This is a genomic window from Streptomyces sp. NPDC028991, from assembly GCF_055564775.1.
In genome coordinates, this window is the sequence record NZ_JBVHVP010000017.1 from 80,715 (window position 1) to 95,459 (window position 14,745).

Below are 14,745 nucleotides of genomic sequence, written 5' to 3' on the forward strand. Positions count from 1 at the left end.
CGCTTCGTTCGTACGCGTCCTTTGACGCGCCCGTCTCTCCCGGTACGTCCGTCCCGCCGACTCCCCCCGGCGTGACGCCCGTCGGCCCGCTCAGCCCCCTCCGTTCGCGTACCGGCGCACGGCGAGCGGGACGAACACCGCCAGCAGCACCGCGCACCAGGCCAGCGACCCGGCGACGGGATGCGCCACCGGCCAGGCGGCCCCCTCCGGCACGGGCGCGTTGCCGAAGAGATCGCGCAGCGCCGTGGTCACCGCGCTGATCGGATTCCACTCGGCGACCGTGCGCAGCCAGCCCGGCAGTCCCCCGGTCGGGATGTACGCGTTGGACAGCAGCGGCAGGATGAAGGTGGCGCCGCCCAGTTGACCGGCGGCCTCCTCGTTCCGCGTGAGCAGCCCCAGGAAGATCCCGACCCAGGTCGTCGCGAACCGGAACAGCAGCAACAGCCCCACGGCCCCCGCCGCGCCGAGCGCGCTGCCCTCCATCCGCCAGCCCACCGCGAGCCCGACCAGCAGGAAGGGCACCGTCCCGGCGGCCGTGACGAGCATGTCCGCGACCGACTGCCCGAGCGGTACCGCGGCCCGGCTCACCGGCAGCGTCCGCAGACGGTCCGTCACGCCCCGGTGCGTGTCCTGGGCGGCCTGGAACATGCCGGTCATGATGCCGTTCGCGGCCGTCGCGACCAGCAGACCCGGCACCAGGAAGGAGCGGTACTCCTCGCCCGGCATCGCCAGCGCGCTGCCGAAGACGTAGCCGAAGAACAGCAGCATCGTCACCGGCATCGTCTGGGTGAGGATCAGCAGCCCCGGATTGTTCCGCAGCCGCCGCAGCTGCCGGCCCAGCATCGCCGTGCCGTCGTACGCCAGGTCGTGGGCCACGGTGCTCATGCCACAAGCTCCTTGTTCTCGCCGGTGAGGCGGAGGAAGACGTCGTCGAGGGTCGGCGGGCGCAGGCTCGCGTCCAGCAGGGGCACGCCCGCCGCGTCCAGTTCGCGCACCAGGCGCGGCAGGGTCAGCGTCGGATCGGTGCAGACCGCGCCGACGGTGCGCCGGTCGGTGTCCAGCGCGGGTTCGGCTCCGGTGAGCCGGTCGAGCACCGCCGCCGCCCGCCCCATGGCGTCCGCCTCCGCGACGACGGCCTCCGCGTACGCTCCCACCAGCGCCTTGAGTTCGGCCGGGGACCCCGTGTGCGCGACCCGGCCCCGGTCCATCAGGGCGATGTCGTCGGCGAGGCGGTCGGCCTCCTCCAGATACTGAGTGGTGAGCAGCACGGTCGTGCCGTCCTCCTTCAGGGCGCGCACGGCGTCCCAGATCTGGTTGCGGCTGGCCGGGTCGAGTCCCGTCGTCGGCTCGTCCAGGAACAGCACCTCGGGGCGCCGGACCAGGCTCGCGGCCAGGTCGAGACGCCGCCGCATGCCGCCCGACAGGGTGGACGCGGGCCGGTCGGCGGCGTCGGCCAGCGCGAAGCGGTCGAGGAGTTCGCCGGCCCGCGCACGCGCGTCCCGCACCCGGTGCAGCCGGGCGAACAGCCGCAGGTTCTGCCGCCCCGTGAGGTCCCCGTCCACCGACGCGTACTGCCCGGTGACACCGATCCGGCGGCGGACGGCGGCGGCCTCCCGGACCAGGTCGTGCCCGGCGACGCGCGCCGACCCCGCGTCCGGACGCAGCAGCGTGGTCAGCAGGCGCACCGCCGTGGTCTTGCCCGCCCCGTTCGCCCCGAGCAGCCCGCACACCGTGCCCTCGGCCACCGCCAGATCCAGCCCGCGGAGCGCGTGCACATCGCCGAAGCGCTTCTCCAGGCCTTCACTAAGTACAGCGTACGTAGTAGTCATGCGCCGACCATAGCGCACTACGTACGCTGTACGTAACTAGGATGGTGGCCGAGGTGATGAACCATGGCGGGCCGAGCGGCCGTACCCGAAGTGATCTGGGCGCGCCCCGAGCGCACCGGCCGGGGGCCGAGACCGGCGTACACCCGCGCCGACATCGCCGCCGCCGCGGTGCGGATCGCCGACGCCGAGGGACTGGACGCGGTCTCCATGCGCCGCGTGGCCGGCGAGCTGGGCTGCGGCACCATGTCGCTCTACAACTACGTCCCCCGCAAGGAGGACCTCTACGAGCTGATGATGGACGCCGTCAGCGGCGAGCACGAGCTGTGGGAGCCGAGCGGCGACTGGCGCGCCGACATGCTCCGGGTGGCCCGCCAGACCCGGACGCTGATGCACCGCCACACCTGGCTGCCCCGCCTGATGTCCCCGGTCTACGGCTTCAGCCCCAACGCGCTGCGCTACCTGGAGCACTGCCTGGCCTGCCTCGACCCCTTCGACGCGCCCTACGGCACGAAGATGGAACTGGTCGCCATGGTGAACGGCGTCGTGACGACCTACGTCACCAACGAGATCTCCACCGCCGAACGCACCCGTTCGCTGCCCTGGTCCGAGGAGCAGGAGAACGCCATGCGCATCGCCTACCTGGGCCGGCAGGTCGCGAGCGGCGCCTACCCGCGGCTGGCGGCGTCCTTCGCCGAGGACGCCGGTCCCATCGACCTGGAGGCGGTCTTCGAACGGGCCCTGACGCGGGTGCTGGACGGGTTCGCCTGAGCGGGAGGACACCGGCCGTGCTGGACGGGTTCGCCTGAGCGGGAGGACACCGGCCCGAGTCAGGCGGGCCTACAGCAGCGCCAGCTGCCCCTCCGGCCCCTCCTCCCGGCCGTCCAGCACGGAGGCCGGCCGGCGGGCCGCCGGGGGCACCGGCAGTACCCCCGCCGCACGCAGCTCGGCCGACGTGATCCCGTCCGTCACGGTCAGCTCCCGGCAGCGCGGCCGCACTTCGGCGAGCAGCGCGAGGACCGTGATCAGTTCCAGCAGCTCGGACGTCCAGGCCTGCGGCCAGGTGGCCGGGCGGATCGCCGCCAGCGTGCCCGGCTCGCCCTCGGCGGTACGGGCCGCGAACCACTGCTCCAGCACCCGCACCCCGCCCGCCTCGAAGTCCCAGGCGCCGGGCGGTACGGGGGAGACGCGGCCCTCGTCCAGGTACAGGGCCTCCTCGTCCCGGTCGTAGCGCAGGGCCAGCGGGCGGGCGGGCAGCGGGGCGCGGACGTAGGGGCGCCGACCGCCGGGCAGCTTGGGACGCTCGCCGTCGCGGCGCATCAGCCACAGGGCGCGCCTGCCGAGGCCGACGCCGCGCTCCCACAGCGCGGGGTCGGCGGTGAGCGGCACCAGGGACCCCTCCCGCACGGTCGCCACCGCCCAGGCCAGCACGTCCGCCGGCTCGGGACGCAGGCCCAGCCGGGCGGCCAGGTGGTCGAGGAGACCGGGGGCCAGGTTCGGCTCCGCGCCGCCGGGACGGCGGTACAGCGGACGCACCCGGGCCCCGCCGAGCAGCGGCAACCGAGAGGTCGCGAGGAGCGGGGGAGGGCCGGCGGCGCCGGGCGCCTCCACGACGAACACCTGCCGCTCGTCCGCCACCCGCCACAACTCCGGCCGGGCCGCGTCGATCAGCCGGTGGTCGGGAATCAGCCACTGCTCGTCGAAGGGCGCGCGCAGCACACGGACCGGTTCCGGACACGGCCCCGAGGCGCGCACCAGCTTCTCCGTGCCGCCGGCCCCGCCCGGCAGCCGCCCGACCGCCGTGTGCAGCGAACGTGAGCGCGTCGGCTCGAACAGGGCCTCGCGGTCCGGGCCCTCGGCCTTGACCAGGGCGTCCCAGCGGGCCTTCAGGGACGCCGCGTCCGGTGCCGTCGGCCACCCCCGGCCGAGCCGCGGCGGTGCGACGGACCACGGCATGAGGTCCGCCAGCGGCGGAGCGTCGTCGTGCGTCACGCCTGGCATCGTACGACGGGGTGCCACGGCCTCACGTGGCGTCCAGGGTGACCGTGAAGGAGAAGCGGTCGCCCCGGTAGTGGATGACCGCCACGTCCAGCACCCGCCCCGCCGTGTCGTACGTGACGCCCGTGTAGTGCAGGATCGGGCTGAGCAGCGGGACTTCGAGCAGCCGCGCCGTCTCCGGGTCCGCGAGCCGGGCCTCCACGGTGTCCGTGATCCGGCTGATGTCCATTCCCACCACGTCCCGCAGCACCTTGGTCATCGGCCAGCGGGCCAGGTCGTCCACGTCGATGCGGGCGGCGACCTCGGGGCGGACGTAGTTGCGGGCGTGGTTGGTGGGTTCGCCCGTCTTCTCGTCGCAGCGCAGCCGGTGGTACGTCGCCGTCTCGGCCAGGTCCGGGAAGAACTCGGCCAGTTCGGGCGGTACCGGGCCGGTACCGTGTTCCAGCAGCTCGGCCTTCATGCCGGACTGCTGGGCCACGATCGCGTCCACCGAGCCCAGCAGCCGCACCGGGGCGCCCCGCCGGGCGCCGGGCTCGATGAACGTGCCGCGCCTGCGGTGGCGGGTGATCAGCCCCTCGTCCTCCAGTTCCTTCAGCGCCTGCCGCATGGTCAGCACGCTCACCCCGTAGTGACCGGCCAGCTGCTCCTCCGTGGGCAGCCGCAGCGGGTCCCGGGGCGAGCGGCCGAGTATCGAGGCGCGCAGCGACTGCGACACCTGGTACCACAGCGGCAGCTTGCGGTTCAGGACGATGGAGTCCGGGGCGAAGGAGGTCACGGGCCATCCGTACCGGTAGGGAATCCTCAGTGCAAGGGGCGGAAGTGACGCTCCAGGCCCTGCCAGACGTCGTCGTAGCCCTGCTGCAGGTGCTCGGCGCGGGCCGCGTGGGGTGTGAGGGTCACCGGCCAGCGCGTCTCGAACATGAACGCCAGCCCGTCGTCGATCCGCTGCGGCTTCAGCTCGGCCGCGCTCGCCCGGTCGAAGGTCTCCCGGTCCGGGCCGTGCGCCGACATCATGTTGTGCAGCGAGCCGCCGCCCGGCACGAAGCCTTCCGCCTTGGCGTCGTAGGCGCCCTCGATCAGGCCCATGTACTCGCTCATCACGTTCCGGTGGAAGTACGGGGGCCGGAAGGTGTCCTCGCCCACCAGCCAGCGCGGCGCGAAGACCACGAAGTCCACGCCCGCGAGGCCGGGGGTGTCCGACGGGGAGGTCAGCACCGTGAAGATCGACGGGTCGGGGTGGTCGTACGAGATGGTCCCGATGACGTTGAAGCGGCGCAGGTCGTAGACGTACGGCACATGGTTGCCGTGCCAGGCGACCACGTCGAGCGGGGAGTGGCCGTAGGTGGCCGACCACAGGTTGCCGCAGAACTTGTTGACCACCTCCACGGGGCCCTCGACGTCCTCGTACGCCGCGACCGGTGCCATGAAGTCCCGCGCGTTGGCCAGGCCGTTGGCGCCGATCGGACCGAGTTCGGGGAGGCGGAAGGGGGCGCCGTAGTTCTCGCAGACGTATCCCCGGGCGTCCGCGTCGAGCAGCTCCACGCGGAACCGGACCCCGCGCGGGATCAGCGCCACGTGACCCGGCTCGGCGTGCAACAGCCCGAACTCGGTGCGCAGCAGCAGCCCGCCGCGCTCCGGGACGATCAGCAGCTCTCCGTCGGCGTCGCTGAAGACGCGCTCCATGGAGGCCGTGGCGTGGTAGAGGTGCACGGCCATGCCGGTGCGCTGGGTGACGTCGCCGTTGCCGCCGAGCGTCCACAGGCCCGCCAGGAAGTCGGTCCCCGCCTCCGGCTCGGGCAGCGGGTTCCACCGCAGCCGGTTCGGGTCCGGCACGGCCTGGGTGAAGGGCGCCGTGCGGATCGCGCCGTTGCCCGCGCGGGTGAACGCGGGGTGCGCGGCCGACGGGCGGATCCGGTACAGCCACGAACGCCGGTTGTCCGCCCTCGGCTCCGTGAACGCCGTGCCGCTCAGCTGCTCCGCGTACAGCCCCAGAGGCGCCCGCTGCGGCGAGTTCCGGCCCTCGGGCAGTGCGCCCGGAACGGCCTGCGAGCTGTGCTCGTTGCCGAAACCGGACAGGTAGGCCAGCCCCTCCGCGGTCTTCCGCGCGTCCCCGCTCATTGATCGCTCCCTCGCAAACCCGATTCCTATGGGACACCGTAGGATTGCGGTTTCCCGCGCGCAAGAGCTCGTACGGAGGTTCCGGCTCCGCTCCGATCCTTCCCGGCCGTTCACCGGAAGGATGACCGGAATCAGCCCCCGGGGGATCCGGACAGTCGGACCGGTGTTCTAGTCTCCCGTCATGTCGTGGACGCGGGGAGTACTCGCCCTGCTCGCGGTCTGTGTCCTGCTGGTGACCGGACCCGCGGGCTGTGGCTCCGGTGATACGGGCGGGACGGGCGAACCGGAGGGCCGGGATTCGGCCACGCCGGTGGGCAGACTGCTCGACACCACCGACGAGGAGGGCCGGCGCTACCGGGAGGTGGACGGCGAGCGCGCGCCCGCGGTCCGCATCGAGGTGCAGCCCGAGAACGACGACGGCTGGGACGTGCGCCTGACCGTCCGAGACTTCCGGTTCTCGCCGGCCGGGACGGAGGCGAAGGCGGTGGCCGGCCGCGGCGTCGCCCATCTCTTCCTCGACGGCGACCTCCTCACCCGCCTGCGCGGCCCGGAGTACCGTCTCACCGCCGACCTCCCGCGCGGCACCCACCAGCTCACGGTCCGGCTGTACGCCGACGACGGCACCGTCTGGGCCGTCGACGGCAAGCCCGTCGAGAGCACGGCGGACATCACCGCGTCGGACACGGAGCCGACGGAGGCGACGGAGCCCGAGGAGATCGGCGACCAGGCCCCGCCCGCACGCACGGCGGCCCGGTGAGTGCAGCCGTCGGCCACCGCCGTACTGAAGGTCACAGTTCACCGGACCGCGGCGGAAGGGCATCATGAAGACCGTGTCCCACGCGACCTCGCTCCGCCGAGCCCCCGTGCAGCGGCGCAGCGCCGAACGGCTGACCCGGATCCTCGACGCCTGCGCAGACCTCCTCGACGAGGTCGGCTACGACGCCCTGAGCACCCGGGCGGTGGCGATGCGCGCGGACGTCCCCATCGGCTCGGTGTACCGCTTCTTCGGCAACAAGCGGCAGATGGCGGACGCGCTGGCCCAGCGCAACCTGGAGCGCTACGCCGAGCGGGTGACCGAGCGGCTGGCGGAGACGGCCGACGGCGGCTGGCGCGGGGCGCTGGACGCGGTGCTCGACGAGTACCTGGCGATGAAGCGGACCGCACCCGGCTTCTCCCTGATCGACTTCGGCAACCAGATCCCGGTCGGCGGCCGGCACGCCGTCCCGAACCACCGGGTCGCCGACCGGCTCACCGAACTGCTCTCCGGCTACCTCGGCCGCCGCCCCGACGACGATCTGCGCCGCACCTTCCTCGTTGCCGTGGAGACGGCCGACACCCTCGTGCAACTCGCCTTCCGCGTCGCCCCGGGCGGGGACGAGAGGATCATCGAGGAGGCCCGGGAACTGCTGCGGGCCTATCTGGGGCGCGTACTGGATTGACGGGCCGTCGTGCTCGACCGGCGACCGCGCACCCGCCCGGCGGGCCGCCTGCGCTCGACTGGCGGACCGCCTGCGCTCGACCGGCGGACCGCCTGCCCCCGACTGGCGGGCCGCCTGCCCCCGACCGGCGACCGCCTGCGCTCGACCGGCGACCGCCTGCCCCCGACTGGCGGGCCGCCCGCGCTCGACCGGCGGGCCGCCCGTGGCCGACCGGCGGGCCGCCCGTGGCCGACCGGCGGGCCGCCCGTGGCCGACCGGCAGGCCGCCCATGCTCGATCGGCGGGCCGTCCCGTACGGCCTTCGGCGCGGGACTGCCCAACATGCCTACCGGTCGGTATGCTCACCGCGAGAGAGCGCCGCTGCCCGCCGCCCTACGGGAGGACCCATGTCCCGCACCGCCCTGCGTATCTGTCCCCTGTGCGAGGCCACCTGCGGCCTGGCCCTCACCATCGACGGCACCACGGTCACCGCCGCCCGCGGCGACCGCGACGACGTCTTCAGCCGCGGTTTCATCTGCCCCAAGGGCGCCTCCTTCGGCGCCGTCGACTCCGACCCCGACCGGCTGCGCGCGCCCCTGGTGCGCAGGGACGGCGAGCTGCGCGAGGCCACCTGGGAGGAGGCGTTCGACGCGGTCGCCGCCGGCATCAGGACCACCGTCGACCGGTACGGGCCGCACGCCGTCGGCATCGTCCTCGGCAACCCCAACGTGCACACCATGGCCGGCGCGCTCTACCCGAGCGTCCTGCTCGGCGCCCTCGGCACCCGCAGCCTCTTCACCGCGTCGACGGTCGACCAGATGCCCAAGCACGTCTCCAGCGGGCTCCTCTTCGGCGACGCGAACGCCATCCCGGTGCCCGACCTGGACCGCACCGACCACCTGCTCCTGATCGGCGCCAACCCGCTGGAATCCAACGGCAGTCTGTGCACCGCGCCCGACTTCCCCGGCCGCCTCAAGGCCCTCAGGGCCCGCGGCGGCACCCTCACCGTCATCGACCCGCGCCGCACCCGCACCGCGAAGCTCGCCGACCGGCACGTGGCGATCCGCCCCGGCACCGACGCCCTGCTCCTCGCCGCGATGGCCCGCGTCCTGTTCGAAGAGGACCTGGTGGACCTCGGTGAACTGGTCCCGCACGTCGAGGGCGTCGAGGAACTCGCCGACGCCGTACGGGACTTCACCCCGGAGTCCGTCGCCGCCGCCTGTGACGTGGACGCCGGGGTGACGCGCGCCCTCGCCCGTGAACTCGCCGCCGCCCCCACCGCCGCCGTCTACGGCCGCATCGGCAGCTGCACCGTCCCGCACGGCACGCTCGCCAGCTGGCTCGTGGACGTACTCAACATCCTCACCGGCAACCTCGACCGGCCCGGCGGCGCCCTCTTCCCACAGGCGGCCACCGACAGGACGCCCCGCCCCGCCGGTCCCGGCCGCGGCTTCGCGCTCGGCCGCTGGCACTCCCGGGTGAGCGGGCACCCCGAGGCCAAGGGCGAGCTGCCCCTGTCCGCCCTCGCCGAGGAGATCGACACCGCGACCCAGGCGGGCGAGCCGGTACGCGCGCTGATCACCGTCGCCGCCAACCCCGTACTGTCCGCACCCGACGGCGACCGGCTCGACAAGGCCCTGGACTCGCTCGACTTCATGGTGAGCGTCGACCCCTACCTGAACGAGACCTCGCGTCACGCCCACGTCGTCCTGCCGCCGCCCCCGCCGGCCCAGAGTCCGCACCACGACTTCGCGTTCAACACCCTCGCCGTGCGCAACCAGGTCCGCTACACCCGCCCCGCCGTCCCGCTGGAGCCCGGCCGCATGGCCGAGACCGAGATCCTGGCCCGGCTGACCCTGGCCGCCACCGGCGCGCACGGCGCCGACCCGGGCGCCGTCGACGCCATGGTGATCGAGCAGACCCTCGGCAAGGCCGTACGGGACCCGCACTCCCCGGTGCACGGGCGCGACCCGGGCGAGCTGACCGCACGGCTCACCGGTGAGAACGGCCCCGAGCGCCGACTCGACCTGATGCTGCGCCTCGGCCCCTACGGCGACGGCTTCGGCGTACGCTCCGACGGGCTGACCCTCCAGCGGCTGCTCGACCACCCCCACGGCATCGACCTCGGCCCGCTGCGCCCGCGCCTGCCGCGACCGCTGAAGACACCCAGCGGCAAGGTGGAACTGCTGCCGGGCCCGATCGCCGGCGACCTGCCGCGCCTGCGACAGGCCCTGGCCGAGCGCCCCGACGGGCTCGTCCTGGTCGGCCGCCGCCACCTGAGGTCCAACAACAGCTGGATGCACAACGTCCCGGCCCTCACCGGCGGCTCCAACCGCTGCACCCTGCACCTGCACCCCGACGACGCCGAACGGCTCGGCGTGCGCGCCGGGGAGCCGGTGCGGGTCAAGGGCGCCGGGGGAGAGGTGACCGCCCCCGTCGAGATCACCGACGCCGTCCGGCCGGGCGTGGTCAGCCTCCCGCACGGCTGGGGCCACGACCGTCCCGGCACCCGCCTGACCCACGCCGCCACCGAGCCGGGCGTCAACGTCAACCAGCTCCTCGACGGCAGCATGCTCGACCCGCTCTCGGGCAACGCGGTCCTCAACGGCGTACCCGTCGAGCTCGCCCCGGTGGCCCGGGCCTGACCAGCCGCCGACATGCACAAAGCTGTGACCTGGAGTTTTGCGCTTATTGCTCGCATGTCAACGTCTTGTTAACGCTGCTTCGCGGCACCTAACGTCGCTCGCACCGCCTGCCCCGGTGGGATGTTCAAGGGCGAACGTTAGGTACTCACTCATGCTGACCATCCTCGGCTTCGCCATGATCGCGACCTTCCTGGTCCTGATCATGATGAAGAAGATGTCGCCGATCGCGGCGCTCGTGCTGATTCCCGCGCTGTTCTGCGTGTTCGTCGGCAAGGGCGCCGAGCTCGGTGACTACGTCATCGACGGCGTGTCCAGCCTCGCCCCCACCGCGGCGATGCTCATGTTCGCGATCGTCTACTTCGGGGTGATGATCGACGTCGGGCTCTTCGACCCGATCGTCCGGGCCATCCTGAAGTTCTGCAAGGCCGACCCGATGCGGATCGTCGTCGGTACGGCCCTGCTGGCCGGGATCGTCTCGCTGGACGGCGACGGCTCCACCACCTTCATGATCACCGTCTCGGCGATGTACCCGCTGTACAAGCGCCTGAAGATGAGCCTGGTGGTGATGACCGGCGTCGCCGCGATGGCCAACGGTGTGATGAACACCCTGCCCTGGGGCGGCCCCACCGCCCGCGCCGCCACCGCGCTGAAGGTCGACGCCACCGACATCTTCGTCCCGATGATCCCGGCCCTGGCCGTCGGTCTGCTCGCGGTCATCGCCCTGTCGTACGTGCTGGGCCTGCGTGAGCGCAGGCGGCTGGGCACGCTGACGCTGGACGAGGCGCTGGTGCGTGAGCCGGAGAGCGAGACGGTGCTGGTCGGCGCCGGTTCCGGTGCCGGTTCCGGCGCGGGGGCGGATGCGGGCGCCGGTCCGGCTGCCGGTCCGGGTTCGGCCGCGGGTTCCGGCGGCGGTGCGGGGAAGGCCTCCGCGGGCGCCGGCGGGCCCCAGGACGCCGCCCAGGACGGTGAGCCCGACGACGACTTCAAGGGCCTCGACCCGAACCGGTCCACCCTGCGCCCCAAGCTGTACTGGTTCAACGCGCTCCTCACGCTCGTGCTGCTCACCGCCATGATCATGGAGCTGCTGCCGATCCCGGTGCTCTTCCTGCTCGGCGCCGCGCTCGCGCTCACCGTCAACTTCCCGCACATCCCCGACCAGAAGGCCCGTATCGCGGCCCACGCCGACAACGTCCTCAACGTCTCCGGCATGGTCTTCGCCGCCGCCGTCTTCACCGGCGTCCTCACCGGCACCGGCATGGTCGACCACATGGCCAACTGGCTCGTGGACACCATCCCCGACGGCATGGGCCCGCAGATGGGCCTCGTCACCGGCCTGCTGAGCCTGCCGCTGACCTACTTCATGTCGAACGACGGCTTCTACTTCGGTGTCCTGCCGGTGCTCGCCGAGGCCGGTCAGGCGCACGGCGTGTCGACGCTGGAGATCGCCCGCGCCTCGATCGTCGGTCAGCCGCTGCACATGTCCAGCCCGCTCGTTCCGGCCGTCTACGTCCTGGTCGGCATGGCCAAGGTCGAGTTCGGCGACCACACGCGGTTCGTGGTGAAGTGGGCGGTCCTGACGAGCCTGGTGATTCTCGCGGCGGGCATCCTGTTCGGCATCATCTGATCATCGGACCGGCCGTCTGGGGGACCCGTTCACCGAGTCGTCCGGGACCAGGCCGTCGGGAAAGGACACACGATCATGGCGCCCGGTGGGAACCGCGGCTGGCTGCTCCGCCTCGTCATCGCCTTCGGCTTCGCGCAGGGGGCGGTGTCGATGGCGCGGCCCGCCGTCTCCTACCGGGCCCTCGCGCTGGGCGCGGACGAGCGGGCGGTCGGCGTCATCGCCGGCGTGTACGCGCTGCTGCCGCTGTTCGCCGCCGTCCCGCTCGGCCGCCGCACCGACCACGGCCGCTGTGCGCCGCTGCTGCCCGTCGGCGTGGTCCTCATCGCCGGCGGCTGCGCGCTGAGCGGTGTGGCGGGCTCCCTGTGGGCGATGGCCCTGTGGAGCGGCGTCATGGGCCTCGGACACCTGTGCTTCGTCATCGGCGCCCAGTCACTGGTGGCCCGCCAGTCCGCGCCGCACGAACAGGACCGCAACTTCGGCCACTTCACCATCGGCGCCTCGCTCGGCCAGCTCGTCGGGCCGATCGCGGCGGGCGCGCTGATCGGCGGCCACGACATGGCCGGCAGCAGCGCCCTGGCCCTGGTGGTGGCGGGGGCGGGCGCGGCGGTCGCGTTCACGTCGCTGTGGCGCATAGAGCACCCGACGGCCGCGAAGACCCGCGGGGCGCAAGGGGCGCGCGTGCCCGTGGGGAGCATCCTGCGCGCCCGTGGCGTGCCCGCGGGCATCCTGATCAGCCTGTCCGTCCTGTCCGCCACCGACATCCTCACCGCCTACCTGCCGGTGGTCGGCGAGCACCGGGGCATCTCCCCGGCCGTGATCGGCCTACTGCTCAGCCTCCGTGCGGCGGCCACGATCGCCTGCCGGCTGGTGCTGACGCCCCTGCTGCGGCTGCTCGGCCGCACCGCGCTGCTCACGGTCACCTGTCTGCTGGCCGCCCTGCTGTGCGCCGGTGTCGCGCTGCCGGTGCCGGTGTGGGGGCTCGCGCTGATGCTGGTCGTCCTCGGCTTCTGCCTCGGTGTCGGCCAGCCGCTGTCCATGACGACCGTCGTCCAGGCGGCCCCCGACGGAGCCCGCTCCACCGCCCTCGCCCTGCGCCTGACGGGCAACCGCCTCGGCCAGGTCGCCGCACCCGCCGCGGCGGGCCTGATCGCCGGCGTCGCGGGCGTGGCCGCGCCGTTCGTGATGCTCGGCGGCCTGCTGCTCCTGTCCTCGGGCATCGCCCTGCGCGCCCCCTCCACGGGCCCGGTGGGGGACCGGCCCCCTACCGAGGACGGGCCCGAGGACACCCCTCGCCGCCGGGCGCCCGGCCGGACGGCCCGGTAGGGCCAGGACGGCCTACCCGGGCCCCTCGCCTACCCGGGCCCCTCGCCTGCCCGGGCCCCTCGCCTGCCCGGCGGCGCCGCGCGCACGTCCAGCGCCGCGCGGGCGGTCGGGCGTGCGGTCGGGCGTGCCTGCGGGCGTGCCTGTGGTCGGGCGGTCGGGCGTGGGGTCGCCTCTGAATCCGGCCGTCCGCTTTCTCACCAGATGGACGGTGGCCCCGAGATGTGGTCCAGCGTCTTCCCCCGGCCGCGCACATTCCGTTAACTTCCGTGACTCACACGCCCCGTACGACCGCACGAGGGCGTCCGACCGCGGAGCACCAGCGCTCAGTGAGCCCCGGGGGCACCTCCCATGACACGCGCCATCTCCCTGCACGACGTGAGCAAGACCTACGCGCGAGGCGTCCGCGTGGTGGACCGGCTGTCGCTGGACATCGCGCCCGGCGAGTTCCTCGTCCTGCTCGGCCCCTCCGGCTGCGGCAAGTCCACCGTGCTGCGCATGATCGCCGGCCTGGAGGAGATCACCGACGGGCAGCTGCTGCTGGACGGCGCGTACGCCAACGACCTGCTCCCCGCCGAGCGGAGGATGGCGATGGTCTTCCAGAACTTCGCCCTGTACCCGAACATGACGACCCGGGGGAACATCGGCTTCCCGCTGCGCGTGGAGGCCCCGCAGACGGACCCGGGGCCCCGCGTGGACGCCACCGCCCGCATGCTGGGCATCGAGGACCTCCTCGACCGCTTCCCCGCCCAGCTCTCCGGCGGCGAACGCCAGCGCGTGGCCATGGGCCGGGCCATCGCCCGCCACCCCAGCGCCTTCCTCATGGACGAGCCGCTGTCCAACCTCGACGCAAAGCTCCGCAACCATCTGCGCGCCGAGATCACCAGACTGACCAGGGAACTGGGCGTCACCACGATCTACGTCACCCACGACCAGTCCGAGGCCATGTCCCTCGGCGACCGCGTCGCGGTCCTGCGCGGCGGCGTGCTCCAGCAGCTGGACAGCCCGCGCGCCGTGTACGCCCTGCCCCGCAACGTCTTCGTCGCCGCCTTCATCGGCACCCCCCGCATCAACCTGCTGCGCGGCCTCGTCCGTGCGCCGCTCGACGGCGCGATGACCATCAGCCTGGGCAAGCAGTTCCTGCGCCTGCCCGAACCGCTCTCCCTGGACCACCAGTTGCTCCGCGTCCAGCAGGGCCGCGAGGTGATCGTCGGTCTGCGCTCGGAGGCCGTCCGGATCGCGAAGCCCGCCTCCGCCCGCCCCGGCGAGGTGCTGCTCACCGGCCTCGTCGAGCACGTCGAGTTCCAGGGCCACGAGGTTCTCGTCCACCTCAACACCGGCTCGCGGCCGGCCGTCGTACCGGACCTGGAGGCTCCGCGCCTCGCCGCCCGCCCGGCCAGGCGTCGCCGCCGCGACGGCACGGTCCTGCACCGGCTGCGGGAACGGGCGGGCGCCCTGCGTGCCGGACCGGTGGTGGTCATGGACGAAGAAGAGGACGACACGCCCGCGGTCGCCGCCCCCGACGGCCGCCTCCCCGGCGACCTGATCGTCCGGACCACCCCCGACATCGACCTGCGCCACGGCATGCAGATCCCCCTCCTCGTCGATCTCGCCCACCTGTTCGTCTTCGACCAGCACGGCGACCGGATCTGCCCCGCCCCGGCGCGGCTGCCGGACCTGGAGGAGTGATTCCCCCGGGGCAGGGCCCGCCCGGAGGGTGAGTCTCGCCACCATGGTGGCCGCCCCTGGTGCCGTAAAACTATCGGCGCTAGTTTGGGGCGTCGGACGACGAGGCCC

Annotated in this window: 12 protein-coding genes; 7 read left to right on the forward strand and 5 right to left on the reverse strand. The window is 73.3% G+C overall.

The annotated features are described in order from the left end of the window. Positions 1 to 90: 90 nt before the first annotated feature. Positions 91 to 885, reverse strand: a complete 795-nt coding sequence (locus ACZ4V1_RS27475) for an ABC transporter permease (protein WP_468340903.1) — start codon at positions 883 to 885, stop codon at positions 91 to 93. Next, positions 882 to 1,829, reverse strand: coding sequence for an ATP-binding cassette domain-containing protein (locus ACZ4V1_RS27480; protein WP_468340905.1), 948 nt, complete (start codon positions 1,827 to 1,829; stop codon positions 882 to 884). Before ACZ4V1_RS27480 ends, ACZ4V1_RS27475 begins: the two co-directional genes overlap by 4 nt. A 63-nt stretch (positions 1,830 to 1,892) precedes the next feature. Here ACZ4V1_RS27480 and ACZ4V1_RS27485 point away from each other — a divergent pair, with 63 nt between their 5' ends. Beyond that, on the forward strand, positions 1,893 to 2,597 hold the full coding sequence (locus ACZ4V1_RS27485) for a TetR/AcrR family transcriptional regulator C-terminal domain-containing protein (protein ID WP_468340908.1): 705 nt from the start codon (positions 1,893 to 1,895) through the stop codon (positions 2,595 to 2,597). Between the two features lie 69 nt (positions 2,598 to 2,666). On the opposite strand, the gene ACZ4V1_RS27490 is transcribed toward ACZ4V1_RS27485, so the two are convergent. The 3 genes from ACZ4V1_RS27490 to hmgA are packed head-to-tail and all read right to left on the reverse strand — an operon-like array spanning position 2,667 to position 5,942. Further along, complete coding sequence (locus ACZ4V1_RS27490) at positions 2,667 to 3,827, reverse strand: type ISP restriction/modification enzyme (RefSeq protein ID WP_468340911.1); 1,161 nt, start codon at positions 3,825 to 3,827, stop codon at positions 2,667 to 2,669. 22 nt (positions 3,828 to 3,849) lie between these two features. Continuing rightward, positions 3,850 to 4,599, reverse strand: coding sequence for a GntR family transcriptional regulator (locus ACZ4V1_RS27495; RefSeq protein ID WP_468340914.1), 750 nt, complete (start codon positions 4,597 to 4,599; stop codon positions 3,850 to 3,852). Between the two features lie 26 nt (positions 4,600 to 4,625). Further along, positions 4,626 to 5,942: a homogentisate 1,2-dioxygenase gene (gene hmgA, locus ACZ4V1_RS27500; protein ID WP_468340917.1), complete on the reverse strand. Its 1,317-nt coding sequence runs from the start codon at positions 5,940 to 5,942 to the stop codon at positions 4,626 to 4,628. Between the two features lie 181 nt (positions 5,943 to 6,123). Between hmgA and ACZ4V1_RS27505 the strand changes: the two genes are divergently transcribed. From ACZ4V1_RS27505 to ACZ4V1_RS27530, 6 genes are all read left to right on the forward strand, one after another. Continuing rightward, the gene (locus ACZ4V1_RS27505) at positions 6,124 to 6,699 is read left to right on the forward strand and encodes a hypothetical protein (RefSeq protein WP_468340920.1); all 576 of its coding nucleotides are present in this window, start codon (positions 6,124 to 6,126) and stop codon (positions 6,697 to 6,699) included. A 64-nt stretch (positions 6,700 to 6,763) separates the two neighbouring features. Further along, on the forward strand, positions 6,764 to 7,381 hold the full coding sequence (locus ACZ4V1_RS27510; RefSeq protein WP_468340923.1) for a TetR/AcrR family transcriptional regulator: 618 nt from the start codon (positions 6,764 to 6,766) through the stop codon (positions 7,379 to 7,381). A gap of 385 nt (positions 7,382 to 7,766) precedes the next feature. After that, positions 7,767 to 10,004, forward strand: coding sequence for a molybdopterin oxidoreductase family protein (locus ACZ4V1_RS27515; RefSeq protein WP_468340926.1), 2,238 nt, complete (start codon positions 7,767 to 7,769; stop codon positions 10,002 to 10,004). 151 nt (positions 10,005 to 10,155) lie between these two features. Next, positions 10,156 to 11,628, forward strand: a complete 1,473-nt coding sequence (locus ACZ4V1_RS27520; protein WP_468340929.1) for a CitMHS family transporter — start codon at positions 10,156 to 10,158, stop codon at positions 11,626 to 11,628. A gap of 75 nt (positions 11,629 to 11,703) precedes the next feature. Continuing rightward, positions 11,704 to 12,951, forward strand: a complete 1,248-nt coding sequence (locus ACZ4V1_RS27525) for an MFS transporter (protein WP_468340931.1) — start codon at positions 11,704 to 11,706, stop codon at positions 12,949 to 12,951. 348 nt (positions 12,952 to 13,299) lie between these two features. Beyond that, positions 13,300 to 14,637, forward strand: coding sequence for an ABC transporter ATP-binding protein (locus tag ACZ4V1_RS27530; RefSeq protein ID WP_468340934.1), 1,338 nt, complete (start codon positions 13,300 to 13,302; stop codon positions 14,635 to 14,637). The last annotated feature ends 108 nt before the right edge of the window (positions 14,638 to 14,745 follow it).

Coding starts and splice junctions, on each gene's coding strand:
- ACZ4V1_RS27485 (WP_468340908.1), top strand. CDS start 1,893: ATGGCGGGCCGAGCGGCCGTACCCGAAGTGATCTGGGCGCGCCCCGAG.
- hmgA (WP_468340917.1), bottom strand. CDS start 5,942: ATGAGCGGGGACGCGCGGAAGACCGCGGAGGGGCTGGCCTACCTGTCC.
- ACZ4V1_RS27505 (WP_468340920.1), top strand. CDS start 6,124: ATGTCGTGGACGCGGGGAGTACTCGCCCTGCTCGCGGTCTGTGTCCTG.
- ACZ4V1_RS27475 (WP_468340903.1), bottom strand. CDS start 885: ATGAGCACCGTGGCCCACGACCTGGCGTACGACGGCACGGCGATGCTG.
- ACZ4V1_RS27510 (WP_468340923.1), top strand. CDS start 6,764: ATGAAGACCGTGTCCCACGCGACCTCGCTCCGCCGAGCCCCCGTGCAG.
- ACZ4V1_RS27525 (WP_468340931.1), top strand. CDS start 11,704: ATGGCGCCCGGTGGGAACCGCGGCTGGCTGCTCCGCCTCGTCATCGCC.
- ACZ4V1_RS27480 (WP_468340905.1), bottom strand. CDS start 1,829: ATGACTACTACGTACGCTGTACTTAGTGAAGGCCTGGAGAAGCGCTTC.
- ACZ4V1_RS27520 (WP_468340929.1), top strand. CDS start 10,156: ATGCTGACCATCCTCGGCTTCGCCATGATCGCGACCTTCCTGGTCCTG.
- ACZ4V1_RS27490 (WP_468340911.1), bottom strand. CDS start 3,827: ATGCCAGGCGTGACGCACGACGACGCTCCGCCGCTGGCGGACCTCATG.
- ACZ4V1_RS27530 (WP_468340934.1), top strand. CDS start 13,300: ATGACACGCGCCATCTCCCTGCACGACGTGAGCAAGACCTACGCGCGA.
- ACZ4V1_RS27515 (WP_468340926.1), top strand. CDS start 7,767: ATGTCCCGCACCGCCCTGCGTATCTGTCCCCTGTGCGAGGCCACCTGC.